This is a genomic window from Streptomyces tauricus (assembly GCF_014650955.1).
GTDB classification, from domain to species: Bacteria; Actinomycetota; Actinomycetes; order Streptomycetales; family Streptomycetaceae; genus Streptomyces; species Streptomyces tauricus.
Map to the genome: position 1 here is coordinate 187,668 of NZ_BMVY01000005.1, position 24,327 is coordinate 211,994.

The 24,327-nt window shown below is 68.4% G+C and carries 21 protein-coding genes, 2 tRNA genes and 1 pseudogene; 11 read left to right on the plus strand and 13 right to left on the minus strand.

The features are described from left to right. Nucleotides 1-21: 21 nt before the first annotated feature. Both IE278_RS11310 and IE278_RS11315 read right to left on the minus strand, forming a co-directional pair. Nucleotides 22-699: an NAD-dependent epimerase/dehydratase family protein gene (locus IE278_RS11310; RefSeq protein ID WP_189771310.1), complete on the minus strand. Its 678-nt coding sequence runs from the start codon at nucleotides 697-699 to the stop codon at nucleotides 22-24. A gap of 574 nt (nucleotides 700-1,273) precedes the next feature. After that, nucleotides 1,274-1,360: transfer RNA gene (locus tag IE278_RS11315), tRNA-Leu, on the minus strand. 512 nt (nucleotides 1,361-1,872) lie between these two features. Between IE278_RS11315 and IE278_RS11320 the strand changes: the two genes are divergently transcribed. From IE278_RS11320 to pknB, 6 genes are all read left to right on the plus strand, one after another. Then, complete coding sequence (locus tag IE278_RS11320) at nucleotides 1,873-2,730, plus strand: FHA domain-containing protein (protein WP_189771311.1); 858 nt, start codon at nucleotides 1,873-1,875, stop codon at nucleotides 2,728-2,730. Nucleotides 2,731-2,740: 10 nt separating this feature from the next. Continuing rightward, nucleotides 2,741-3,268 carry an FHA domain-containing protein FhaB/FipA gene (locus IE278_RS11325; protein ID WP_189771312.1) on the plus strand — a complete coding sequence of 176 codons (528 nt, stop codon included), beginning with the start codon at nucleotides 2,741-2,743 and terminating at the stop codon, nucleotides 3,266-3,268. A 90-nt stretch (nucleotides 3,269-3,358) separates the two neighbouring features. Further along, on the plus strand, nucleotides 3,359-4,936 hold the full coding sequence (locus tag IE278_RS11330) for a Stp1/IreP family PP2C-type Ser/Thr phosphatase (protein WP_189771539.1): 1,578 nt from the start codon (nucleotides 3,359-3,361) through the stop codon (nucleotides 4,934-4,936). Between the two features lie 26 nt (nucleotides 4,937-4,962). Then, nucleotides 4,963-6,399 (plus strand): FtsW/RodA/SpoVE family cell cycle protein, encoded by a 1,437-nt coding sequence (locus IE278_RS11335; protein WP_189771313.1) that lies wholly within the window; start codon nucleotides 4,963-4,965, stop codon nucleotides 6,397-6,399. Continuing rightward, on the plus strand, nucleotides 6,396-7,886 hold the full coding sequence (locus IE278_RS11340) for a peptidoglycan D,D-transpeptidase FtsI family protein (RefSeq protein ID WP_189771314.1): 1,491 nt from the start codon (nucleotides 6,396-6,398) through the stop codon (nucleotides 7,884-7,886). Before IE278_RS11335 ends, IE278_RS11340 begins: the two co-directional genes overlap by 4 nt. 169 nt (nucleotides 7,887-8,055) lie before the next feature. Next, nucleotides 8,056-10,053: a Stk1 family PASTA domain-containing Ser/Thr kinase gene (gene pknB, locus IE278_RS11345; protein WP_189771316.1), complete on the plus strand. Its 1,998-nt coding sequence runs from the start codon at nucleotides 8,056-8,058 to the stop codon at nucleotides 10,051-10,053. 162 nt (nucleotides 10,054-10,215) lie between these two features. Here pknB and IE278_RS11350 read toward each other — a convergent pair whose 3' ends face one another. The 6 genes from IE278_RS11350 to IE278_RS11375 all read right to left on the minus strand — a co-directional run bounded on the left by IE278_RS11350 (nucleotide 10,216) and on the right by IE278_RS11375 (nucleotide 14,972). Further along, nucleotides 10,216-10,956, minus strand: a complete 741-nt coding sequence (locus tag IE278_RS11350; RefSeq protein ID WP_189771318.1) for a class E sortase — start codon at nucleotides 10,954-10,956, stop codon at nucleotides 10,216-10,218. A 90-nt stretch (nucleotides 10,957-11,046) separates the two neighbouring features. Continuing rightward, a complete protein-coding gene (locus tag IE278_RS11355) occupies nucleotides 11,047-12,531 on the minus strand; it encodes a class E sortase (RefSeq protein WP_246570252.1) in 1,485 nt (494 codons plus the stop codon). After that, nucleotides 12,528-13,166: an aminodeoxychorismate/anthranilate synthase component II gene (locus IE278_RS11360; protein ID WP_189771320.1), complete on the minus strand. Its 639-nt coding sequence runs from the start codon at nucleotides 13,164-13,166 to the stop codon at nucleotides 12,528-12,530. Before IE278_RS11360 ends, IE278_RS11355 begins: the two co-directional genes overlap by 4 nt. Next, complete coding sequence (locus IE278_RS11365) at nucleotides 13,163-13,324, minus strand: hypothetical protein (protein WP_189771322.1); 162 nt, start codon at nucleotides 13,322-13,324, stop codon at nucleotides 13,163-13,165. The genes IE278_RS11360 and IE278_RS11365 overlap by 4 nt, the downstream gene beginning before the upstream one ends. A gap of 52 nt (nucleotides 13,325-13,376) precedes the next feature. After that, the gene (locus IE278_RS11370) at nucleotides 13,377-14,078 is read right to left on the minus strand and encodes a class E sortase (RefSeq protein ID WP_189771324.1); all 702 of its coding nucleotides are present in this window, start codon (nucleotides 14,076-14,078) and stop codon (nucleotides 13,377-13,379) included. Between the two features lie 114 nt (nucleotides 14,079-14,192). Beyond that, nucleotides 14,193-14,972, minus strand: a complete 780-nt coding sequence (locus IE278_RS11375; RefSeq protein WP_189771326.1) for a DUF881 domain-containing protein — start codon at nucleotides 14,970-14,972, stop codon at nucleotides 14,193-14,195. Nucleotides 14,973-15,123: 151 nt separating this feature from the next. Here IE278_RS11375 and crgA point away from each other — a divergent pair, with 151 nt between their 5' ends. Further along, on the plus strand, nucleotides 15,124-15,378 hold the full coding sequence (gene crgA, locus IE278_RS11380; protein WP_055517312.1) for a cell division protein CrgA: 255 nt from the start codon (nucleotides 15,124-15,126) through the stop codon (nucleotides 15,376-15,378). Nucleotides 15,379-15,680: 302 nt separating this feature from the next. On the opposite strand, the gene IE278_RS11385 is transcribed toward crgA, so the two are convergent. Together IE278_RS11385 and IE278_RS11390 are read right to left on the minus strand one after the other, a co-directional pair. Beyond that, on the minus strand, nucleotides 15,681-16,577 hold the full coding sequence (locus tag IE278_RS11385; RefSeq protein ID WP_189771328.1) for a rhomboid family intramembrane serine protease: 897 nt from the start codon (nucleotides 16,575-16,577) through the stop codon (nucleotides 15,681-15,683). A gap of 152 nt (nucleotides 16,578-16,729) precedes the next feature. Next, nucleotides 16,730-17,257: a peptidylprolyl isomerase gene (locus tag IE278_RS11390; RefSeq protein ID WP_189771330.1), complete on the minus strand. Its 528-nt coding sequence runs from the start codon at nucleotides 17,255-17,257 to the stop codon at nucleotides 16,730-16,732. A 339-nt stretch (nucleotides 17,258-17,596) separates the two neighbouring features. Here IE278_RS11390 and IE278_RS11395 point away from each other — a divergent pair, with 339 nt between their 5' ends. Further along, nucleotides 17,597-18,313, plus strand: a complete 717-nt coding sequence (locus IE278_RS11395) for a DUF5324 family protein (RefSeq protein ID WP_189771332.1) — start codon at nucleotides 17,597-17,599, stop codon at nucleotides 18,311-18,313. Between the two features lie 776 nt (nucleotides 18,314-19,089). Here IE278_RS11395 and IE278_RS11400 read toward each other — a convergent pair. Next, nucleotides 19,090-19,162 (minus strand) — tRNA-Ala (locus IE278_RS11400). A gap of 183 nt (nucleotides 19,163-19,345) precedes the next feature. On the opposite strand from IE278_RS11400, the gene IE278_RS11405 reads away from it, so the two are divergent. Together IE278_RS11405 and IE278_RS11410 are read left to right on the plus strand one after the other, a co-directional pair. Next, a complete protein-coding gene (locus tag IE278_RS11405; protein ID WP_107017870.1) occupies nucleotides 19,346-19,897 on the plus strand; it encodes a helix-turn-helix domain-containing protein in 552 nt (183 codons plus the stop codon). A 134-nt stretch (nucleotides 19,898-20,031) separates the two neighbouring features. Further along, entirely contained in the window at nucleotides 20,032-21,720 is a 1,689-nt protein-coding gene (locus IE278_RS11410) for a serine/threonine-protein kinase (RefSeq protein WP_189771334.1), read from the plus strand. 9 nt (nucleotides 21,721-21,729) lie between these two features. Here IE278_RS11410 and IE278_RS11415 read toward each other — a convergent pair whose 3' ends face one another. Beyond that, nucleotides 21,730-23,169, minus strand: a complete 1,440-nt coding sequence (locus IE278_RS11415; protein ID WP_189771336.1) for a hypothetical protein — start codon at nucleotides 23,167-23,169, stop codon at nucleotides 21,730-21,732. Between the two features lie 245 nt (nucleotides 23,170-23,414). Continuing rightward, nucleotides 23,415-23,543, minus strand: coding sequence for a DLW-39 family protein (locus tag IE278_RS11420; RefSeq protein WP_003999697.1), 129 nt, complete (start codon nucleotides 23,541-23,543; stop codon nucleotides 23,415-23,417). A 338-nt stretch (nucleotides 23,544-23,881) separates the two neighbouring features. Between IE278_RS11420 and IE278_RS41950 the strand changes: the two are divergent. Beyond that, nucleotides 23,882-24,157: pseudogene (locus tag IE278_RS41950) on the plus strand (DUF6344 domain-containing protein); the annotation flags it as partial. Between the last annotated feature and the right edge of the window lie 170 nt (nucleotides 24,158-24,327).

The following is a 24,327-nucleotide window of genomic DNA, read 5'->3' on the forward strand; positions in this document are numbered from 1 at the left end:
GGGCGGGGCGCGCGTCTACGCCTACGCCCCCGCGAGCCTGTTGATCCCCTCGGTCTCCAGCACCCGATCCTCGGACTCGCCGCGCGCCACGGCGACCATCGCCAGCCCCACCTGCTCCGTGGTGGTGATCCGGCGGGGCGCCAGCTTCCGCAGGAGGGGCAGCAGACGCCCCGTCGCCGCGTAGATCACGCGGTAGGCCCGCGTCTTGGACGTGATCCCGTGCAACGGCTGGATGAGCCCCGGCCGGAACATGTACGCGTCCACGCCGTCCAGCGCGAGCAGCGCGTTCTCCGTCTCCCCCTTGACCCGCGCCCACATCACCCGCCCACGCGCGGAGCTGTCGGTCCCCTGCCCCGACACGTAACAGAAGGTCAGCCCGGGACTCGACGCGGCCAGTGCGCGCGCCACGGAGAGCGTGAGGTCGTACGTGACCTTCCGGTACGCGGCCTCCTTCATGCCCGCCGCCGAGACGCCGAGGCAGAAGAAGCAGGCGTCGTACCCGGAGAGTTCACCCTCCAGCCCGTCGAGCTCGCTGAGGTCATTGAGGTCGGCCCGCAGGATCTCGCGCAGTTTCGGATGCGTGACCCCCACCGTCGTACGGCCGATCACGAGCACGCTCTCGACCGCCTCGTCCCGGAGGCACTCCCGCAGAACTCCGCGCCCGACCATCCCGGTCGCCCCGAAGAGGATCACCTTCACAAAGCCCCACTCCCACCACATAGCCCGAACAGGCACCCTAGGCGCTGCCGAGCGTGAGATACCTCACCGCCGAAGCGGCCAAGGAGCCGCCCCGGGCCGGCCGATCAGAAAACGCACCCGTTCTCTCAGCTGCTCTCGCCTGCTGTTGACCGATCATGAACAGCTCACTTCATCATGTGATGGCACTGACTCACGCGCCGCACCCCGGTGACATAGAGGGGCGCACACGCCGTTCCAATACGAGGCAGCGTCTGAAGAGAGTTGTTCCGCATGGGATCGATCGTGCGCTCGGCGTGAGTGATTAAGAGCTGGCGCTGACAAGCCGAGTCGCACCGGCCGCAGTCCCAGCGCTCAGGTCCTCAGGCCCTCCGGCCCCACAGCGCCCCCCACCGTGAGATAGCTCACCGTCAGAGGCCATCGCGTCACGACCGGGCCGGGCCGGAGGTCACCGGCGGGACAGTCACGATGGTCGCGGTGACGGTGACCGTCGCGACGATGGTGATGACCGTGGTGCCGTGGAAACGAGAAACGGGCCTTCGCCGGAACTTTCGTTCCGGCGAAGGCCCGTCTCCGCTGGTGCGCGAGGGGGGAGTTGAACCCCCACGCCCTTTCGGGCACTGGAACCTGAATCCAGCGCGTCTGCCTATTCCGCCACCCGCGCATTGGGTGTGTCTTCCGTGTCCCACCTGGTGGGTGAGCGCCTTCCGACATGCAGAAGATTAGCACGGTGGTCGGGGTGGAATCACATCCGTTTCCGAGGGCGGCGGGAGCCCGGCCGGAGGTCCGCGGCACCGCGACCGGCCTCCGCGTCACCCCGCCGTCACCAGCACGACCGACTCCCGTGGCGCCCCGGATCCCACCGACCCCCGCTGCCACGTACCAAGCGGAACCGGTTCACGTATCAACCTCGTACCGGTCCCGGCCATCTCCCCGTCAGGGGGCCGGGGTCCGCTGCCGCGTGCGGGACACTGTGGTGGGGCCGCCTCTACGATCCTCCCCATACGGAGTGCCTCGGGGGAGTTCGAAGAGGGACTTCGGCGGGAACAGCGGGAGGGGACTTCAGTGGGCGTCGACATCTGTCGACCGGGCCGACAGGGGGAACCAGCCGATTTCCCGGCGCGTGGATACGATCAGTAAGCAGTACCAGGGCGATGACACAGGAGGAGGTGCCCCATGGGAGTCCTGAAGAAGTTCGAGCAACGCCTCGAAGGTCTGGTCAACGGCACCTTCGCCAAGGTGTTCAAGTCCGAGGTCCAGCCGGTGGAGATCGCGGGAGCGCTGCAGCGCGAGTGCGACAACAACGCCACCATCTGGAACCGGGACCGGACCGTGGTCCCCAACGACTTCATCGTGGAGCTGAGCACGCCGGACTTCGAGCGTCTCAGCCCCTACTCGGGCCAGCTCGGCGACGAGCTGGCCGGCATGGTGCGCGACTACGCCAAGCAGCAGCGCTACACGTTCATGGGCACCATCAAGGTCCACCTGGAGAAGGCGGACGACCTCGACACGGGCCTGTACCGGGTCCGCAGCCGTACGCTCGCCTCCTCCGCCAACCAGCAGGGCGCTCCCGAGCGCGCCCCCGCGGGCCCGCCCCCGGCGGCCCCCCGCGGCCAGGCAGGCGGTCAGGCTGGTGGTTACGGCTATCCGCCCGCGGCCGCTCCGCCCATGCCCGCCGCACCGCCGCCCGGCGGACGCCCGGGTGCCGCACCCGCGGGCCAGCGGCCCGCCGCGGCCCCGCAGCCGGGCGGACGTACGCGGCACTGGATCGAGGTCAACGGCACCCGCCATCAGATCTCCCGCCCGACGCTCGTGCTGGGCCGCAGCACCGAAGCCGACGTGCGGATCGACGACCCCGGCGTCTCGCGCCGGCACTGTGAGATCCGGACCGGAACGCCCTCGACCGTCCAGGATCTTGGGTCCACCAACGGCATCGTGGTGGACGGACAGCACACCACCCGCGCTACGCTCCGCGACGGCTCGCGGATCGTCGTGGGCAGCACCACCATCATTTACCGGCAAGCCGAAGGGTGAAGCGGGGGCAATGTCAGAGCTGACCCTCACGGTCATGCGGCTGGGTTTCCTGGCCGTACTGTGGCTGTTCGTGATCGTGGCCGTGCAGGTCATCCGCAGCGACCTGTTCGGAACGCGTGTCACACAGCGCGGGTCGCGACGGGAAGCCCAGAGGCCGCAGCAGGCCGCTGCGCGCCAGAGCGCACCCCCACCGCAGCGACAGCAGGCCACTCCCAGTGGCGGCGGCGGCCGTCAGCGCCGCGGCGCTCCCACCAAGCTGGTCGTCTCGGAGGGCATCCTCACGGGCACGACCGTTGCCCTTCAGGGACAGACCATCACGCTGGGCCGCGCACACGACAGCACCATCGTGCTGGACGACGACTACGCATCCAGCAGGCATGCCAGGATCTACCCGGACCGTGACGGCCAGTGGATCGTCGAGGATCTCGGGTCCACCAACGGCACGTATCTCGACCGGACCCGATTGACGACCCCCACGCCGGTTCCGCTGGGCGCGCCGATCCGCATCGGCAAGACCGTCATCGAGCTGCGGAAGTAGTACGACAATGAGCGAGCGGAGCGAGCGAGCAGCGGCGGTCCCCACGACGGACCCCGGCGCGCTCCCGACCGGAGGGTGGGCACCGTGCGGATGTACCCGGAGCCGACGGGCGAGGTGCGCATGAGTCTGTCACTGCGCTTCGCCGCCGGATCGCACAAAGGCATGATCCGAGAGGGCAACGAGGACTCCGGTTACGCCGGACCGCGGCTGCTCGCGATCGCCGACGGAATGGGCGGCCAGGCGGCCGGTGAGGTCGCCTCGTCCGAGGTGATCTCCACGATCGTCGCGCTCGACGACGACGTGCCCGGCTCCGACATCCTCACCTCGCTCGGCACGGCCGTGCAGCGCGCCAACGACCAGCTCCGGATGATGGTCGAGGAGGACCCCCAGCTCGAAGGCATGGGGACGACCCTCACCGCCCTCCTGTGGACCGGTCAGCGGCTCGGCCTCGTGCACGTCGGCGACTCGCGCGCCTACCTGTTGCGCGACGGCGTCCTGACGCAGATCACGCAGGACCACACGTGGGTGCAGCGCCTCGTCGACGAGGGCCGCATCACGGAGGAAGAGGCGACCACCCACCCGCAGAGGTCCCTCCTCATGCGCGCGCTGGGCAGCGGCGACCACGTCGAGCCCGATCTCTCCATCCGTGAGGTCCGCGCCGGCGACCGGTACCTGATCTGCTCCGACGGGCTCTCGGGGGTCGTCTCCCATCAGACGATGGAGGACACCCTCGCCAGCTACCAGGGCCCCCAGGAGACCGTTCAGCAGCTGATCGAGCTCGCGCTGCGCGGCGGCGGCCCCGACAACATCACCGTCATCGTGGCCGACGTCCTCGACATCGACGGCGGGGACACCCTCGCCGGGCAGCTCTCCGACACCCCGGTCGTCGTGGGCGCGGTCGCCGAGAACCAGCACCAGCTGCACGACAACGGCGCCATGCAGACACCCGCGGGCCGCGCCTCGAACCTCGGCCGCCAGGTCCCCGGACAGGGCGGCGGCGAGTTCGGCCCGCCCGGCAGCGGCGACGCCACCGGTTACGTACCCACCGGAGGGTTCGGCGACTACTCCGACGAGGACTTCGTCAAGCCGCGCTCCGGCCGGAAGTGGCTGAAGAGATCCTTCTACATCGTGCTCGCGCTCGGCGTCATCGGCGGCGGCCTGTACGGCGGCTACCGCTGGACGCAGACGCAGTACTACGTCGGTGCCAACGACGAGCACGTCGCCCTGTACCGCGGTATCAGCCAGGACCTCGCCTGGGTCTCGCTCTCGAAGGTGGAGAAGGACCACCCCGAGATCGAACTCAAGTACCTGCCGCCGTACCAGCAGAAGCAGGTCAAGGCGACGATCACCGAGGGCGGTCTGGACGACGCCCGGTCGAAGATCGACGAGCTGGAGACGCAGGCGTCCGCGTGCAAGAAGGACGCCGACCGTCGCAAGGCCGAGAGCGAGCAGAACGCGAAGACCGGCGAGGGCGAGGCCGGCGGGGTCACGGGAACCACTCGGACCTCCGTCGCGTCCAAGGCCACACCGACGCCGACGGCGCCCCCCTCGGGGGAGCAGTCGGCGACGCCCGACCCGTCCAAGTCCACGACCGCACCCACTCCGACACCCGGCCCCAGCCTCTCCGACGAAGAGCAGAAGCTGGTCTCGCTGTGCGGTAAGCAGTAAGCAGCCGTGAGGGGCCCTGTCACACGATGAGCAGTACTTCCAACACGTCGACGCACCACACGTCCACGATCGGCTCGATCGGCACACCGAGCCGGCGCAACACCGAGCTCGCGCTGCTGGTGTTCGCCGTGGTCATCCCGGTGTTCGCCTACGCCAACGTCGGACTGGCCATCAATGACTCGGTGCCACCGGGCCTGCTGAGCTACGGGCTCGGCCTCGGCCTGCTCGCGGGCGTCGGCCATATCGTCGTACGAAAGTTCGCGCCGTACGCGGACCCGCTGCTGCTGCCGCTGGCGACGCTGCTGAACGGTATCGGTCTGGTCGTCATCTGGCGCCTGGACCAGTCCAAGCGGCTGCAGGCCGCCAGCACGTTCGTCGAAGCGGCCCCCCGCCAGCTGCTGTACTCCGCGCTGGGCGTGGCCCTCTTCGTGATCGTGCTGGTCTTCCTCAAGGACCACCGCGTCCTGCAGCGCTACACGTACATCTCCATGGTCGGCGCGCTGATCCTGCTGCTCCTGCCGCTGGTACCGGGCCTCGGCCTGAACGTCTTCGGCGCCAGGATCTGGATCTCGATCGCCGGATTCACCATCCAGCCGGGCGAGTTCGCGAAGATCGTCCTCGCGATCTTCTTCGCCGGCTACCTCATGGTGAAGCGTGACGCGCTCGCCCTGGCCAGCCGCCGCTTCATGGGCATCTACCTGCCGCGCGGCCGCGACCTGGGCCCGATCATCGTCGTCTGGATCATCTCCATCCTGATCCTCGTCTTCGAGACCGACCTCGGTACCTCGCTGCTCTTCTTCGGCATGTTCGTGATCATGCTGTACGTCGCCACCGAGCGGACCAGCTGGATCGTGTTCGGCATGCTGATGTCCGCGGCGGGCGCCGTCGGCGTGGCCTCCTTCGAGTCGCACGTCCAGCAGCGCGTCCAGGCCTGGCTCGACCCGATGCGCGAGTACGAGCTCAGCCAGCAGGGCGTCATCGGCCACACCGAGCAGTCCATGCAGGCCCTGTGGGCCTTCGGGTCCGGCGGCACCCTCGGCACCGGTCTCGGCCAGGGCAACTCCGACCTCATCGGCTTCGCCGCCAACTCCGACTTCATCCTCGCCACCTTCGGCGAGGAGCTGGGTCTGGCCGGCGTGATGGCGATCCTGCTGATGTACGGCCTGATCGTGGAACGCGGCGTGCGCACCGCCCTCGCCGCCCGCGACCCCTTCGGCAAGCTGCTCGCCATCGGTCTCTCGGGCGCCTTCGCCCTCCAGGTCTTCGTGGTCGCCGGCGGCGTCATGGGCCTGATCCCGCTGACCGGTATGACGATGCCCTTCCTGGCGTACGGAGGTTCCTCCGTCATCGCCAACTGGGCACTCATCGGCATCCTGATCCGCATCAGCGACACCGCCCGCCGGCCCGCGCCGGCCCCCGCACCCAACCCCGACGCCGAGATGACCCAGGTGGTCCGACCGTGAACAAGCCCCTGCGCCGGATCGCGATCTTCTGCGGGCTCCTCGTGCTCGCCCTGCTCATCCGCGACAACTGGATCCAGTACGTCCAGGCGGACTCCCTCAAGGACGACACGAAGAACCGCCGCGTCGCCATCGCGCGCTACGCCACACCGCGCGGCGACATCATCGTCGACGGCGAACCGATCACCGGGTCCACCAAGACGAACGGCGACGACTTCAACGACTTCGAGTACAAGCGCACCTACAAGGACGGCGCGATGTGGGCCCCCGTCACGGGCTACGCCTCGCAGGCCTTCGGCGCCACGCAGCTGGAGAGCATCGAGGACGGCATCCTCACCGGCAACGACGACCGGCTCTTCTTCCGCCGCACGCTCGACATGATCACCGGCAAGAAGCAGGAGGGCGGCAACGTCGTCACCACGCTCAGCGCCGCCGCGCAGAAGGCCGCGTACAAGGGTCTGCTGAAGCAGGGCAAGGGCGCCGTCGCCGCGATCGACCCGGAGACGGGCGCGATCCTGGCGCTTGCCTCCACCCCCTCGTACGACCCCTCGACGTTCGCCGGGAACTCCACCAAGGTCGACGGCGAGGCCTGGACCAAGCTGCAGAAGAAGAACAACCCCGACGACCCGATGCAGAACCGGGCGCTGCGCGAGATCTACCCGCCCGGCTCGACCTTCAAGGTGGTCACGGCCGCGGCGGCACTGGAGCACGGCGTCGTCGACAGCGCCGATGAGAAAACCGACTCGCCTCTTCCGTACACCCTGCCGGACACCACCACCGAGCTGAAGAACGAGGGGAACATCCCCTGCAAGAACGCGACGCTGCGCGAGGCGCTGCGCGTGTCCTGCAACACCGTCTTCGGCAAGCTGGGCGTCGACGTCGGCAAGGAGGACATGCTGGAGACGGCGAAGAAGTTCGGCTTCAACGAGGAGCAGTTCGTGCCGATCCGCTCCAGCGCCTCCATCTTCCCCGAGAAGATGGACAGGCCGCAGACCGCGCTCAGCTCGATCGGCCAGTTCGAGACCGCCACGACTCCGCTGCAGATGGCGATGGTCGCCTCGGCGGTCGCCAACGACGGCACGCTCATGAAGCCCTACATGGTCGACAAACTCCAGGCGCCGAGCCTCGACGTCATCGAGCAGACCGACCCCGAGAAGATGAGCGAGCCGCTCTCCGAGAAGAACGCCCAGATCCTTCAGTCGATCATGGAGACGGTCGTCGAGAAGGGCACCGGTACCAACGCCCAGATCAACGAGAGCGGCGTCACCGTCGGCGGCAAGACCGGTACCGCCCAGCGCGGTGTCGACAACAGTGAGAACCCGTACGCCTGGTTCATCTCGTACGCGAAGCTCGACGACGGCAGCTCTCCGGTCGCCGTCGCCGTGGTGGTCGAGGACGAGAGCGCCAACCGTGACGACATCTCCGGCGGTGGTCTGGCCGCTCCGATCGCGAGGGACGTGATGAAGGCAGTCATCGACAGCAAGAAGTGACCCCGCTCACGTCCCCTTCACATCGGTGCACGTTGCGATACCGGTCCTGTATCGGGTGACGGTTGTGGCCAGGTCAGTCAAGGCGGTCCGGGTACGGTATGCCCGGACAGCACACCGCCGGACCACACGTGGTGTGGTCGGGACCGTCGGAAAAGGCTGGTAGGTAGCTATGGAAGAGCCGCGTCGCCTCGGCGGCCGGTACGAGCTGGGCCACGTGCTCGGCCGTGGTGGCATGGCGGAGGTACACCTCGCCCATGACACCCGGCTCGGCCGCACGGTAGCGGTGAAGACGCTGCGAGCGGACCTCGCGCGCGACCCGTCGTTCCAGGCCCGGTTCCGCCGGGAGGCCCAGTCGGCCGCCTCGCTCAACCATCCCGCGATCGTCGCCGTGTACGACACGGGTGAGGACTACATCGAGGGCATCTCCATCCCGTACATCGTGATGGAGTACGTCGACGGGTCCACGCTGCGCGAGCTGCTGCACTCCGGGCGCAAGCTGCTGCCCGAGCGCACCCTGGAGATGACCATCGGCATCCTCCAGGCCCTCGAGTACTCGCACCGCGCCGGCATCGTCCACCGCGACATCAAGCCCGCGAACGTCATGCTGACGCGCAACGGCCAGGTCAAGGTCATGGACTTCGGTATCGCCCGCGCGATGGGCGACTCCGGGATGACGATGACGCAGACCGCGGCGGTCATAGGGACCGCGCAGTACCTCTCGCCCGAGCAGGCGAAGGGCGAGCCGGTCGACGCCCGCTCCGACCTGTACTCGGCGGGCTGTCTGCTGTACGAGCTCCTGACGGTGCGCCCGCCGTTCATCGGGGACTCCCCGGTGGCGGTCGCGTACCAGCACGTGCGCGAGGAGCCGCAGCCGCCGAGCGTCTTCGACCCCGAGATCACCCCCGAGATGGACGCCATCGTCCTGAAGGCGCTGACCAAGGACCCGGACTACCGGTACCAGTCCGCCGACGAGATGCGCGTCGACATCGAGGCCTGCCTCGACGGCCAGCCGGTCGCGGCCACCGCCGCCATGGGCTCGGTCGGCTACGGCGGCTACCCGGACGACCAGCCGACCACCGCCCTGCGCTCCTCGGACGGCCAGCACACCACGATGCTGCCTCCGCAGAACCCGGACGACGGCGGCTTCGGCTACGACGACCGGGCCGGCCGGCGCCGCCAGCAGAAGAAGAACAACACCTCGACGATCCTGCTGGTCGTCGCCGGTGTGCTCGTGCTGATCGGCGCGATCCTCATCGGCAAGTGGGCGTTCACGGGGGACGGCGGCGGCGGGAACGACACCCTCGACACCCCCAACTTCGTGAACATGACCCTCGCCGACGCCAAACAGCGGGCGTCCAACGTCGATCTCGAACTCACGATCAACGAGAAGCCGTGCGAGGACACGCCCAAGAACAGCGTGTGCGACCAGTCCCCGGCCGCGAAGACCGAGGTCAAGAAGGGCGACACGATCACGCTGACCGTGTCGACGGGGGCGCCGAAGGTGGCGGTTCCCAACGTCATCGACGACCCGGTGGACACGGCGACCAAGAAGCTCGAAGCGGAGAAGTACGAGTTCAAGGTCAAGACGGAGAGCAAGGAGTCCAGCGAGGACCCCGGCACCGTCCTCGATCAGAACCCGTCCGCGGGTGACGAGGTGCAGAAGGGCTCCACGATCACCCTCACCGTCGCCAAGGAGAAGGAACAGTCCACCGTTCCCGACGTCGGCGGTCAGAGCTGTGACCAGGCCAAGGCCCAGATGGAGCAGAACGATCTGACGGGTACCTGCACCGAGGTGGAGACCGACGACGACAACCTGGTCGGCAAGGTCATCTCGACCTCGCCGCAGGCGGGCTCGCCGGCCGACCCGGGGTCCACGGTCACCATCCAGATCGGCAAGAAGAAGCAGGAGGAGGAAGAGCCGCAGAAGTTCGCCATGCCGAAGGTGACCCAGATGACCCTCGCGCAGGCCAAGCAGGTCCTCGCGCAGAGCCAGCTCCAGGTCGGCAACATCAACGGGTCGCAGGACGACAACGCGATCGTCCTCGCCAGCGACCCGGGGCAGGGCAACGAGGTGAAGCCCGGCGACAAGGTCAACCTCGTCACGGTCGACACCGGCGGGAACAACGGCGGCAACGGCGGCGGCTTCCTGGGAGGCGGCTCGGGCTGACGCCCGTAAGCCCTCCCCGACCGTACGACGAAGCCCCGGCCCCCTCCTCAACGGAGGGGACCGGGGCTTCGTCGTACAGCGCTACAGTGCTACAAGCGCTCTGCGGGAACCGTACCGGGGTCGTGCTGAGCCCCACTGGCCGTACTGAGCCGCACGGGATCGTCAGCGCAGCTCCGCCGGGGGCGTCCGGTCGGCGTCCACCTTCTCCACGCGGTCCAGCTCGCCCCAGACCACGTACCGGTAGCGGGACGTGTAGACCGGCGTGCAGGTCGTCAGCGTGATGTAGCGGCCCGCCTTGGTCCTGCCCGACTCCTTCGGGACGGGAGCCAGCGCCTTGATGTTGTACTTCGACGTCTCCGGAAGAGTCGCGTAGACCTTGTAGACGTACCAGTCGTCCTTGGTCTCGAAGACGATCGCGTCGCCCTTCTTGAGCTTGTCGATGTTGTGGAACTTCGCGCCGTGGCCGTCGCGGTGGGCGGCCAGCGAGAAGTTGCCCTTCTTGTCCTGCGGGAGCGCGGACTTGACGGGGTTCGTGTAGTAGCCGGCGATGCCGTTGTTGAGCAGCTTCGTGGAGGTGCCCTTCTTGACCAGCACCTCGCCGTTCTTCATCGCCGGGACGTGCAGGAACCCGATGCCGTCCTTGGTGTCCAGACCGACCGGGCCGCGGTCCTCGGCCCAGTGGTCGCGCACCTTGTCGCCCTGCTTGTCGGCCTCGCGGTCCGCGATCACGTTCGTCCACCACAGGGAGTAGGCGACGAACAGGCCGAGGACCAGGCCGGCCGTGATGAGGAGTTCGCCCAGGACGCTGACGGCCGTCGCGACCGGGCCGCCGCCGCGCCGCCGCGGCGCGGGCGGGGACGCCGGCGCGTCCGTGTGCTCTTCGTGGTCGGTCGTCGCTGCCACTGCGTTGTCCCCGTCTGGTGTCTCAGAAGATCGTGTTCAGAAGATCGTGTTCAGAAGATCGTGCTCAGAGGTCGTGCTCAGAGGTCGCGCTCAGCCGACGAGCTCGTCCGGTTTGCCCTTGTCGCGCGGGCGTTCCTCGACCATCGTGCCCCAGACGATCATCCGGTACTTACTGGTGAATTCCGGGGTGCAGGTGGTCAGAGTGATGTAGCGGCCCGCCGACTTGAAGGTCGACCCCTTGGGAATCGGGTCCAGGACGGCCGTGTTGCTCGGTGACGTCACCGGCAGGATCGAGGCCATCTTGTAGACGAAGTACTTGTTCTGCGTCTCCACGACGATCGCGTCGCCCGGCTTGAGGCGGTTGATGTAGCGGAACGGTTCGCCGTGGGTGTTGCGGTGACCCGCGAGCCCGAAGTTGCCCTTCTTGGCGTCCGGCATCGCGGTCTTCACGCCTTCCTCGGCGTAGTGCCCCACCATGCCGCGGTCCAGGACCCGCTTCTTGTCGATGCCCTCGGCGATCGGTACGACGACGTCGAGCTTCGGGATGTGCAGCAGGGCGAAACCCTGCCCCGGCTCGAACGAGCCCGGAGCGCCCTTGCCGCTCGCCCAGTCGTCCTGGAGGCTGCTCGCCTCGCTGTCGGCCTGCGCGTGGGCCCGTATGTTCGTCCAGTAGAGCTGGTAGGTCACGAACAGCAGCATCAGTACACCGGTGGTGATGAACACCTCGCCGATCGCGCGGCTCGCCATCACGGCCGCCCCGGGCTTGCGCGCCTTCGCCGCGCGCCGGGCCGCCGCACGCGATACGGGCGCCTCGGCCGCGTCGGCCCCCGACTGCTCCTCGTGCAGCCCGCCGGCGTCGGTCCCGCCGTGCCGCCCGTGGCGTCTGGAGGCCTTGCGCCGGGCCGCACGGCCTCCCGGGGCACCCGAGGGCCCCGGAGCCGCCACTGGGCTCGCAGAGGGCGTCGAGGGCGCCTGACGGCTCGCTATGGACTCGATGTCGGCGACGCGCAACGCGACCGTCTCGTCGGCGGGAGGCGAAGCGTCGTACGTCGACGCGGGCGCGTACGGCTGCTCTGCCGGGAGCGGCTGCGAGACGGGCGTGACCGGGGTGGGCGCGACCGGGACGTGCGTGACCGGGGTGGCGGGCGCGTACGTCTCGCCGTATGGCGGCCGCACCTCCTGATACCCGGGGTACGCCGTCTGCGCCTGCCCGTAAGACTGCTGGGGCCCGGTGTACGCCGCCGACTGCGGTCCCCCGCCCGCATAGGGCTGCTGCGGCTGCGGCTGTACGTAAGGCTGCTGGGGGTGGGCTTGGGCTTGGGGCGGCGCGTACGTCGAGGCGTTCTGCCCGATGCTCCAGTCCGGTGCGTACGGCTGCGGGTCGTACCACCCCTGCTCCGGCGCCGCCGGCTGCCGCCGTCCCGGCAGAGGATCGCTGAGCGGGTCCGCCAGTCCGTCCACCGCGGCCCGCATCGCGCCGCCGGCGCCCGGCGCCTCGAACGCCGCAGCGCCCCCGTACCCGGCGTCCTCGCCGTACGGGGCGGCACTGTCGCGCTCGGGGCGCAGCGCGGTCACGCCGTGACCCTGCCCACCACCGGGGCGAGCCCCACCGACCTGGCCACGGCTCCCTGGTCGCCGCACTCGGCCAGCCAGTTGGCCAGCATCTGGTGGCCGTGCTCGGTCAGCACGGACTCGGGGTGGAACTGCACTCCCTCGACGGGGAGTTCGCGATGTCTGAGACCCATGATGATCCCGTCGTGGGTACGGGCCGTGACCTCCAGGTCGGCCGGCACGGTCCCGGGCTCGGCGGCCAACGAGTGGTAGCGCGTGGCGGTGAAGGGCGACGGCAGTCCGGCGAACACACCCCGGCCCTCGTGCTCGACGAGTGAGGTCTTGCCGTGCAGCAGCTCGGGCGCGCGGTCCACCACCCCGCCGTACGCCACCTGCATCGACTGCATTCCGAGGCAGACCCCGAAGACGGGGACCCCGGTCGCGGCGCAGTGCCGCACCATGTCGACGCAGACCCCGGCCTCCTCGGGCGTGCCCGGGCCGGGCGACAGCAGCACGCCGTCGAACCCGTCCTGCGCGTGGGCCATCGCCACCTCGTCGTTGCGCAGCACCTCGCACTCGGCGCCGAGCTGGTAGAGGTACTGGACCAGGTTGTAGACGAAGCTGTCGTAGTTGTCGACGACGAGGATCCGCGCGGTCACTGGTTGTCCACCGTCACATCGTTGAAGGGGAGCAGCGGTTCGGCCCACGGGAAGACGTACTGGAAGAGCACGTAGACCACCGCGAGGACCAGCACGATCGAGAGCAGCGCCTTGATCCACGTGTTCCCCGGCAGAATCCGCCAGATAAAGCCGTACATGCCGTCCCTTCCGTCGCACCACGGCACCAGACTCACGCCGTACCCACCCAGACTAACGGCGTAGAGCCCTCGGTTTCCCAGCCTCCACGGGCTGGGTTTCGTCAAGGTGTGCCCAGACGATCAACCGATGACTGTGGCCCCATTCGGGGTCGCACGTGGTCAGCGTCAGATAACGGCCCTCTCGCGTGTACCCGGACTTCCTCGGGACGGGGTCGATGACTGCTGTGTCACTCGGCAGCGTCTTGTAGGGCCTGGTGTCGATGCGGTACGTGAACCAGGACGTGCCGTCGGTCAGCACCACCGCGTCCCCCGGGCGCAGCCGGGGGAAGTCCTTGAACGGGTCCCCGTACGTCCGGCGATGGCCGGCGACGGCGAAATTGCCCCGCTGACCGAGTTGCGCGGTGCTCGCGTAGTGGCCCAGGCCCTTGGTGAGGGTCTTCGTCCTCGTGCCTTCGAGTACGGGCTTGTTCCACGTGAAACCAAGCCTCGGGATGTACATGACGGCGAAGGGCCTGCCGTCCTTGTACGCGGCGGGCTTCGCCGGAGCCGTGCCCGGGCTCTCCTTGGTGGACGATCTGCCGGGCCCGGCCGTCGCGGAGTTCCTGGCCCACTGTTCCTGCAGCTGTTCGATCTGGTCGTCCATCGCGGTGTCGGCCTTCACGCCCGTCCAGAACAGCACGTAGACCACGAAGAGCACGATCACGGTGCCGACCGTGATGCACAGCTCGCTGAACGTCCTGACGACCACTCGCACCGACACAAGGTCCCCCAGCGGCAGCTGTTCCCGTTCTCCACAGCCTTCTACCCCAACGGGCCCCGCCGCACGGGGTCCTGGGAACCCGCAGGGACTTTCGGGAGATCGGCTGCGCTACTCCACGGGCTTGGCGTAGTGGAGATCCACCGTGCCCGAGTAGCCGGGCAGGGTGCGCGTCCCGTCCTCCTCGACCTTCCAGCCGAGCCCGTAGACATTGACGTACACCATGTAGTTCTGGATCGCCGGGGACGCCGAGAGGGACTTCTGGAGCTTCTCCGGGTCGCCGATCGCCTGGATCTTGTACGGGGGCGAGTAGACGCGGCCCTGGAGGATCAGGGTGTTGCCGACGCAGCGGACGGCGCTGGTGGAGATCAGCCGCTGGTCCATGACCTTGATCCCCTTGGCCCCGCCCTGCCACAGGGCGTTGACCACGGCTTGCAGGTCCTGCTGGTGGATGACCAGGTAGTCGGGCTGCGGCTCGGGGTAGCCGGGGAGTTTGGCCGTCGCGTTCGGGGGCGCGTCGTTGAGCGTGACGGTGAGGGCCTTGCCCTTGAGTTTCTGGGTGCCCGCGTGCTTCTCCAGGGCGGCGAGCTTGGCCGCCTCCGCCGCGGTACTGCCGTTGTCCCGTTCGGCGAGGGTCTCGACGTCGTCGCGCAGCGAACCGTTGCTCTCGTCGAGCTGCCCGTTCTTGTGGCTGCGCTCCTGGATGAGGTCGGAGAGCTTCAGCAGCGAGGCGTCCGTACGGATGTTGGTGCCGTTGGCCGTGTCGAAGCTGGTGAAGAAGATCAGCCCGGCCAGCGCGAAGACGGCCATGGTCAGCAAGCGCACCGGCCGAAATCGCCGGATACGGCCAGGGCTGGAACCCGACTGGGGAGAGTCGGCAGAATTGCTCAACGTACCCTTATCTCCTTCGGCGCCACGGAAGCACTACGCTAACGGACGCCCGGGGGAGCGCTAGGACAGGTCCTAGGAGTCCCCTTGTACGCTGCCCCGGCAGCCCACGTTCCCTGCGCGGCCACGCAGCGCATCGACAGGAGAGACCCTCGTGCCGAAGTCACGTATCCGCAAGAAGGCCGACTACACGCCGCCTCCGGCGAAGCAGGCGACCAACATCAAGCTGAACAGCCGTGCCTGGGTCGCCCCGGTCATGCTGGCCATGTTCCTCATCGGCCTCGCCTGGATCGTCGTGTTCTACGTGACGGACGGCTCGCTGCCGATCGACTCCCTGGGCAACTGGAACATCGTGGTCGGCTTCGGCTTCATCGCGGCGGGATTCGGCGTCTCCACGCAGTGGAAGTGACTCCCGCCCGCAGTGCCGAGGGCTTGTACGGAGTCCGTACCAGCCCTTGTCCGCAAGCCCTGGCCCAAGTTGTCCACTGAGTTATCCACAGAGATTTCCACAGTGGGGAAAAGGTCAGAAGATCTGTGGATAACCCTCTCGGTACTGCCGTCATGTTGACGCCGGTGTGACTGACCTACCGGGATCCGGAAGCATGTTCGCCCCCTGTCCTGCCTGGGGAAACCCAGGTCAGCGACAGGGGGCACACTTGTTCCCACACAGCATGCACAGGATCCGCCACGGTCTGTGGACAACGTGGACGCTCAGGTGAGCTGACCAGTCCTGATGAGTGTCATGACCACAACCGCGAGCAGCACCAGCGCACACGCGCCGTACTGGATGAGCGCACGTCGCTCGCGGGGCGCGTGCACCATCGCGTAGCCGATGAGGACACCACCGACGAGGCCGCCGATGTGGGCTTCCCAGGCGATGTTGCTCCACCCGAAGGTGAAGATCAGGTTGATCACCAGCAGGGCGATGACCGGGCGCATGTCGTAGTTGAGCCGCCGCATCAGGATGGCGGTCGCGCCGAAGAGACCGAAGATCGCTCCGGAGGCACCGAGCGAGGGCTGGTTCGGCTCGGCGATCAGATACGTGAGCGCGCTGCCGGCGAGTCCGGAGACCCCGTACAGGGCGAGATAGCGGGCGCGGCCGAGCGCCGCCTCCAGGGGGCCGCCGATCCACCACAGGCTGAGCATGTTGAAAGCGATGTGGATATAGCTCCCGTGCAGGAACATCGCCGTGACCATCCGGTACCACTGGCCCTCGGCCACACCCTCGACATCGCCGAGGATCGGCACGAACGCCCGGCCGATCAGGTCGAAGCTGTCGGTGAACCGGTCGCCCACGGAGAGCTGGACCAGATAGACCGCGAGATTGAGGCCGACGAGGATCTTGGTGACGAGCCGCGGGTCCGAGGTGACCGTGCCGCCCGCGAGGGTGCGGGGCTGCGACGCTCCGGGCGCGTGCCCGGTGCCGGAACCCTCTCGTACGCACTCGGGGCACTGGAAGCCGACCGAAGCGCTGATCATGCACTCGGGGCAGATGGGGCGCTCGCACCGGGTGCAGCGGACGCCGGTCTCCCGGTCCGGATGCCGGTAGCAGGTGGGCAGGCTCGGGGCACCCTGAGGTCCCTGCGGGCTGCCTGGTGCCTGGTCCATCGGGTTCCCCTCATCCTTCTGTACGCACGGGGTACACAACGCACCGCCCCGCTCATCCTTACGGACGGGCGGGGCGTTTGGTTCCCTGCGGGAGCCCTCCGGCACCGGGCCGGAAGGGGACTCACCGACAGGGGAAGTCCGCGGTTGTCGGGTCAGCGGGTCTCGACGACGACCGACTCGATGACGACGTCCTGGAGGGGACGGTCGGTGCGCGGGTTCGTCGGCAGCGAGATGATGGCGTCCACGATCTTCTGGCTGGCCCCCTCGGTGACCTCACCGAAGATGGTGTGCTTGCGGGTCAGCCACGCCGTCGGGGAAACAGTGATGAAGAACTGGGAGCCATTGGTGCCCGGGCCGGCGTTCGCCATGGCCAGCAGGTACGGCTTGTCGAAGGCGAGGTCCGGGTGGAACTCGTCCTCGAACTCGTAGCCGGGGCCGCCGGTGCCGTTGCCCAGCGGGTCGCCGCCCTGGATCATGAAGCCGCTGATCACGCGGTGGAAGACCGTGCCGTCGTAGAGCTTGTCCGTCGTCTTGGCACCCGTGGCCGGGTTGGTCCACTCACGCTCGCCCTTGGCGAGTTCCACGAAGTTCCGGACCGTCTTGGGCGCGTGGTTCGGCAGGAGCCGCACTTCGATGTCGCCGTGATTGGTCTTCAGGGTGGCGTAAAGCTGCTCGGCCACGATCTGCCTTCCGTTGTCCTTTGTGACTGACCGATCCTCGCACGGACCGCGCCGCCAGTCTTCCGTCACCGCCGTACACACCGGTTCAGCCGCTTCGCACCAAACAGGCGCGCGGTCGGGGGATCCGTGGCATTGTCGTCCCAGGCTCCTGTTGCACCATATTGATCGGTTATTGCACCAAGTACACCCGGAGTCACCATTCATGACCCGGATGCCTGTCCTCACATGCCCCGAAGTGCTCCGGCAGGCATGATCCGGATAAGGGTGGAAAGGCGAACTGTGACTTTCCGGGGGACGGCCCCCGAGCCCCCATGTACGCCACCGAGGAGGAGGATCCCCGTGACCCGCAAGGACAGCGTGCGCGCGGCGGCCGAGTCGGCGAAGGACAGCGTGCGGCACGCCGCGGAAGTGGTGGCGCCCTACGCCGACACGACAAAGGACCGAGCCACCCACTACGCGCATGAAGCACGTGTGAAGCTCGCACCCAAGGTGTCGTCCGCCGCCGTCACAGCCGCCGAACAGGCACGCACCCAGTACGACGCCCATCTCGCACCACGTATCGAGCAGGCGCTCACCCATGTGCCGCCGAAGGTCGATCACGCCGCGCACGAGGCCGCCGTCCGTACGCGCAAGGCCGCTCGGCAGGCGGCGGACTACTCCCGTCCGCGGATCGAGCAGGCCAGGGCCGCGGCCGGACCCGTCCGTGAGCAGGCCGCGTCCCGGAGCACGGCGGCGCTGGCAGCTCTGCGCGGCCAGGTCTCGGCCAAGGAGGTCGAGAAGCTGGTCCGCAAGCACGAGCGGCGGGCCAGGACCGGCCGCCTCGCCAAGAGGCTGGCCGTTCTGGGCCTCCTGGCCGGTGGCGCCTTCGCCGCCTGGAAGTGGTGGGACAAGCAGGCCAACCCGGACTGGCTGGTCGAACCGCCCGCCGCCACCGAGGTCCCGGAGACCGGCCGTCTGACGTCGGTCGACGGCAGCGGCCAGGAAGACCTCGACCCCGAGGTCCAGGCCAAGCAGGCCGAGGCAGAGGCAGCGGCGGACCGCACCGAGCGCGGCTGACGCGTCCGGCACGTCTGACGTGCGCGGCGCCGATACCGGGCATGCCGGAAACGGACACAGTGAAGAGCTGTAGGGCAGGAGGCTTCAAGTCTGCTGCCCTACAGCCATGTTTCACGTGAAACAGACGCCGCCCGTCGAGGTGCGCGATACCTGCCTGACCCCTCGGCGACTGCGCAACTGCATCGCGATGGCGCTGTTTACGTCATCGATCCGCGATGACGTTTGCAATCGACCGACTGTGCAACATTCGCACCGATCCGACTAACGGAGCGCAGCGTTCTGGTTACGCACCTTCGTTCACAGCAGCTCACGCATGCCTTCACGACTCCTGCATGCCACCCCCACGTCACCCCGACCACCCGAGCGACAGCCACGCACGCCTCCCGCCGGGCACTCCTTTGCGCAAACAATCGCAAAGATCGCAACGAAAACCCTGTGACGCACCTCACCGCACATGACCCAATGGAGTTTCGGCACCTCAGGAAAGGTGCATCTTGAAGGTTGATGAGGCCACGTCACGTCACGACGGAGGACCAATTCCCGCCCGCCCCGGACCCGTTGAGGAGGCCGACGCGGAGCGGGATCACCACGACATCACGTGAGATCGAAATTCTTCACAGGCGATGCACCTCGCACCACGGGCAGCAGCACGGACGGACGCACAGTCGGCCTCCACAGGCCCCCGAGAGGGACGGCGCTCGCCCGGTTCCCCCGCCCCACCACATGAGAAAACCCCCTCCGACCTGCGTAAAGCCGGTCGGAGGGGGTTCTACTTGTGGAGCCTAGGGGAGTCGAACCCCTGACATCTGCCATGCAAAGACAGCGCTCTACCAACTGAGCTAAGGCCCCGAAAGGGAGGCAAACGCCGGAAAGATCTCCCTCCGGACGGCCACCGCAGACCAGAGTACCGGGTCACCCCGGGTATCCCGCAAAAAGATTGGGGGTCCCCGTGCACGACCACTCTCCGTAAGATGCTCGACGTGGTTCGCTACAGCGAACCGCGGTACTTGGGGAAGCGATGGGGAGACGCGCATGGACGCCGCACAGCAGGAAGCAACCGCGAGAGCCCGCGAGCTGCAGCGGAACTGGTACGGGGAGCCGCTGGGGGCGCTCTTCCGTAGGCTCATAGATGACCTGGGTCTCAACCAGGCCCGTCTGGCGGGGGTGCTCGGTCTGTCCGCGCCCATGCTGTCTCAGTTGATGAGCGGCCAGCGCGCCAAGATCGGCAATCCCGCGGTGGTCCAGCGCGTACAGCTGCTGCAGGATCTCGCAGGTCAGGTCGCGGACGGCAGTGCCAGCGCCGCCGAGGCCACCGAACGCATGGACGAGATCAAGAAGTCTCAAGGGGGCTCGGTGCTCAGCAACACCACGCAGTCGACGACCACTTCGGGCGGTGCGCCCACGGTGAAGCGCGTGGTGCGCGAGATCCAGTCACTGCTGCGCTCGGTGTCCGCGGCCGGGGACATCATCGACGCGGCGGACACCCTCGCCCCGACCCACCCGGAACTGGCAGAGTTCCTCCGGGTGTACGGAGCCGGCCGCACTTCCGACGCGGTCGCCCACTACCAGTCCCACCAGAACTGAGTACACCGCCCGGCAGCCGAACACCCCGCCACCGGAGCCCTGTCGGGGCTTCCGGCCACCGGAAGTCAGGCAGCCGGGCACCTCGAGAAAGGCCGCCGCAGTACCGACCGCCGAAGGGGGAGCGACGCACGACCATGGGTGAGGTCTTCGCCGGCCGGTACGAACTGGTCGACCCGATCGGACACGGGGGAGTCGGTGCCGTCTGGCGCGCCTGGGACCACCGGCGACGCCGGTATGTGGCCGCCAAGGTGCTCCAGCAGAGCGACGCCCACTCGCTGCTGCGTTTCGTACGCGAGCAGGCGGTCCGGATCGACCACCCCCATGTGCTCGCTCCCGCCAGCTGGGCCGCCGACGACGACAAGGTCCTGTTCACCATGGATCTCGTCGGTGGTGGATCCCTGGTCCATCTGATCGGGGACTACGGCCCGCTGCCACCGCCCTTCGTCTGCACCCTGCTCGACCAGCTGCTGGCGGGGCTCGCCGCGGTGCACGCGGAGGGCATCGTGCACCGTGACATCAAGCCCGCCAACATCCTGCTGGAGTCGACCGGAACCGGCCGCCCCCGGCTGCGGCTGTCCGACTTCGGCATCTCGATGCGCCTCGGCGAACCACGGCTCACCGAGACCAACTACGTGGTGGGCACCCCCGGTTACTTCGCGCCCGAGCAGCTGCTCGGCGCCGACCCCGACTTCCCCGCCGACCTCTTCGCCGTAGGACTGGTGGCTCTCTATCTCCTGGAGGGCGCCAAACCCGACGCCAAGGCGCTGGTCGAGCACTTCGAGGCCCATGGCACGCCAGGCGCCCCCAAGGGGATTCCCGAGCCTCTGTGGCAGGTCGTGGCGTCCCTGCTCGAACCGGATCCCCACGCGCGGTTCCGCACGGCCAACGGAGCGCGGAAGGCGCTCGTCTCGGCCAGGGAGCTCCTTCCGGAGCCCGGCCCCGACGACGAGCTGATCGAGATATTCGACCAACTCGGCCCGCTTCCTTCGGGGTTCGGTCCCGAGGGTCCCCTCACAAGCACGGCTGCCACTGCTACGACCACTACGACCGCTACCGCGATGCCTCGGGCTACTGGGTCCGAACAGGCACAGGGGCCAGGACCTGGACCTGGGCCTGGACCGGGGCCGGCGTCGGGGTCGCAGCCAGGACAGGCCCAACGGACGGGCACGGTGTCGAGTGGAGCCTCTCCGGAGGCCGATACGGGAACCGCTTCCCCGGCGGGCGGTCCCGCAGTGGACGGTCCCTCCCCCGGCCCTTCCCCTTCCACTTCGGCTGCCGCTCCCGGGCGGTGGACCGGTGGCATACCGCCCCAGCCGACCATCGCTCCCGCCCCTCCGCAGCCCCTCACTGCGTCGGACACCGGCAGCTTCCATCTGCCACCCCCGCTTCAAGAAGAGCAGTCCCTTGCTCCCCCCGCCCCGCGCGAACTCCCGGATTCCGCGTACTCCTCGTCGCAGTCGTACGAACCCACACACGTGCCCTCCCCCCAGACCCCGTACCCAGCGGCTCCCGCCGCCGCGCCTCCGTCTACGCCTACGCCACAACCCCAGCCACAATCGCCCCCACCGGCACTGCCCCTGTCCGCGCCCCAGCCCCTGCCCCAACCTCTGCCGCTGCCGCAGCCACAGCCTCGTGAGACAGCCTCTACTGCTTCATACACCGCTCAAGGCGTTCGGGTTCCGCCTCAGGCGCAGCCGGTCGCGCGGCACCGCGCCAGGCGGGCACGGCGGCGGCCCGGACCGCCCATGGCGGTGACGGTTCCGGTTCTCCTGCTCGCGCTGATCTGCTTCGCGGTCGGATTCTGGGCGCTGACACAGCTCTGAGCCGCTGGGCTACCGGGCCCGGGACCGTCCGTACGTCCGTGAAGCTCCTCCGCCGGCAACGGGCACGGCGGCCTCGGGCGCGTCCGCCCCCGCCCGCCGCCGAGCGACCACCGTCCACATCACGAGCCCGAGTACCAGCACGGATCCCGTACCGATGCCGCCCACGGCCACCGCCTTCATCGCGATGTTCTCGCTCGAAGAGCCACCGTCACCGCCGTCTCCACCGGTCGCCGCGCTGCCGCTCGCCGCGGCGTCCTTGTCCTTCGCGGTGACCTCGAAGACGTCACGCGGCACGGCGGCACCGCTGTAGGCCGGCGCCTCCCCGGCCGTACCCCTCACCCGCACGCGCAGCGTCAGCTCGAACGGCCCGTCGCCGAACTTGTCCGACATCTCCTCCGCGAGATGCACGACGAGGTAGTACCAGCCGGCGAACCGCATGCCGCCGGCCTGGTCGTCCACGGCGAACCGGTTCTCGTACGCGACCGGAGGCAACGGTTCCAGCCCGGTCCGCTTCCGCGAGCCGTCGTATCCGACGTCGGCGTCGTCCACCAGGGCCCGTACGGGGTTGTGGAGCGCCATGACGAGCGCGTTCCCCAGATAGCCGTCACCGCTCGCCGGGCCCAGTTCGGCGGTGGCGTCCAGTTGCTGCCCCCAGTCGACGGGAACGCGGTAGAAAAGCGTCTGTCCGGCCCGGATCCCGTCCTTCCAGACGCCCTCTTCCAACGAGCGCGCGCCACTGAAGCTCGTACCGCCCTCGCGGGTCCGGGCGAGGCCGTCGAGCGCCTGGGGGGAGGCGGAGTCCCACACCTGAGGGGCGGCCGTCGAAGTGACCTTCTCCAGAGCGGGCTCAGAGACGTACTGGAGCTCCAGCTCCCAGTCGTCCAACGACGAGCCGGGCCCACTCGTACGCTCGACGAGCACCGTGTACGTACCGGCACTCTTGCAGGTGTACGCGCCGGGGCCGGCCCTCCGCGACGCCCAGGCGGTCAGCGGGCGCGGGCTCTCGGTGGGTCCGAAACGGGCGATACCGGCATCCCCGGAGAAGCATCTGTGGCCGTCGGAGTCCTGGAGGGATACCTTGATGCCGTCCGAGTACGTGACCTTCGTACCCGGCTTGGGCACGGCGGTGGCCGACACGTAGGCGCTGGACGCGCTGGAAGCGTCGGACACTCCGGACGCGCTGGACACCTCATCGAGCCGCAGCCCGTAGTAGAGCTTTCCGTTGTCGCGGATGGTGCTCCGGTAGTACGTGCCCGGTGTCAGACGCACGGCGTCGGCGGTGTTCGTCGCGCCCTCGATCCGCTCGGCGTCGGCGGCGAAGCGGTAGGGAGAGGGAGTGCCGGCCGCGGTCGCCGTCGTCGCCTGCCCCGCCACTGCCACGACCGAGAACAGCGCCGCCGCCCCGGCCAGGACCGTACGGCCGCGCCACCATCCCCTGCGCCGCCCCATCACGCGCCCCCTCGCCGTAACCCGGACCCCTACTCAACGGGCTCCCGCAGGCCGGCGCCGTCGCTGTCCCGACACTGTCCCGAACGCCCGCGAAGCCTCGACCATCCTGCCCCTCGGACCGCCGCGCCACCCCCTCTTCGGTGACACAAACGCTTCCTGTGACGCTCACCCCTCTGTTCCCGCCAAACACAAAACCCCGGCCGCAGCAAGGCGGCCGGGGTTTGTACTGAGACTGTCGTCGACACTCACGAACCCGTGGGCACGGAGTCGGTCGCCTCCGTCCACAGGTCCTGCTCGGCGCGATCCGCCTGGATCTGGCGGTACACGAGGAGCCCGCCGATGGCGGCCAGTGCGACCAGGAGAAGCTTCTTCACCGCGAGACCTCGTCTTTCTTAGGCGTTGGGGACTTCTGGCGCCCGACTATACACACCGGCCGATACCGATCGGTGACCTGCGTCGGGGCCTCAACTGCCCGTCGGGGCAGCGCATTAGGACCGGAGTCGTCCGCTCCGATCGGAGGGTGATCACATCCTCACCGAGGGTGATTTCGCCCCGCTTTCCTCATGCTTCCGCTCATTTAGTGAGCAATGAGCCCATCCGAGTGGTGTTCATCAGAAGATCGCCGTGCCACGGGCGTCGGTCCGTCACTTCGCAACCGACATACACATCATGAGGAAAGTATGCAAATCCACCCACCCGAAAGAGAGGGACCATGACTCGCAACAAGGTCATGAACCTGTGGACCGCGGTCGTCACCGCCTTCCTCGCGCTGTGCACGTCACTCGGACTGATCACTACGACCGCCGTCGCCGCCGTACCCGCGACGGAGGCAGCGCGCAACACCAACACCCCGCAGGACGCGACGGCGCAGGAGGAGCCCATCTGGACCCGCCCGCGGGCGAGTTCCCTGCCACCCACGATGAAACAGCGCATCCACGCGGAGGCGCACGGTTCCTCACCGTCGTGCCGGCACCGGCCGCCGACGGACGCCATGGACGCCACGGGCGCGACGGATGCCATGGATTCCGTGGGTGCCATGCGTGCCATGGCCGCGGATACCGCCGTCACACGGGACAGCGCCCTGGCCCCGGCCCCTGCCGCCGTCCGCGCCGTCACTGACGCCACGGCACCAGCTGCTGTTACTACTGCCGACGCCGT

What these genes read in the sequence shown, in the direction of transcription:
- IE278_RS11320 (WP_189771311.1), top strand. Translation starts at nt 1,873, where the DNA reads ATGGGAGTCCTGAAGAAGTTCGAGCAACGCCTCGAAGGTCTGGTCAAC.
- IE278_RS11325 (WP_189771312.1), top strand. Translation starts at nt 2,741, where the DNA reads ATGTCAGAGCTGACCCTCACGGTCATGCGGCTGGGTTTCCTGGCCGTA.
- IE278_RS11330 (WP_189771539.1), top strand. Translation starts at nt 3,359, where the DNA reads ATGTACCCGGAGCCGACGGGCGAGGTGCGCATGAGTCTGTCACTGCGC.
- IE278_RS11335 (WP_189771313.1), top strand. Translation starts at nt 4,963, where the DNA reads ATGAGCAGTACTTCCAACACGTCGACGCACCACACGTCCACGATCGGC.
- pknB (WP_189771316.1), top strand. Translation starts at nt 8,056, where the DNA reads ATGGAAGAGCCGCGTCGCCTCGGCGGCCGGTACGAGCTGGGCCACGTG.
- IE278_RS11365 (WP_189771322.1), bottom strand. Translation starts at nt 13,324, where the DNA reads ATGTACGGCTTTATCTGGCGGATTCTGCCGGGGAACACGTGGATCAAG.
- IE278_RS11385 (WP_189771328.1), bottom strand. Translation starts at nt 16,577, where the DNA reads ATGGACCAGGCACCAGGCAGCCCGCAGGGACCTCAGGGTGCCCCGAGC.
- IE278_RS11405 (WP_107017870.1), top strand. Translation starts at nt 19,346, where the DNA reads ATGGACGCCGCACAGCAGGAAGCAACCGCGAGAGCCCGCGAGCTGCAG.
- IE278_RS11410 (WP_189771334.1), top strand. Translation starts at nt 20,032, where the DNA reads ATGGGTGAGGTCTTCGCCGGCCGGTACGAACTGGTCGACCCGATCGGA.
- IE278_RS11415 (WP_189771336.1), bottom strand. Translation starts at nt 23,169, where the DNA reads ATGGGGCGGCGCAGGGGATGGTGGCGCGGCCGTACGGTCCTGGCCGGG.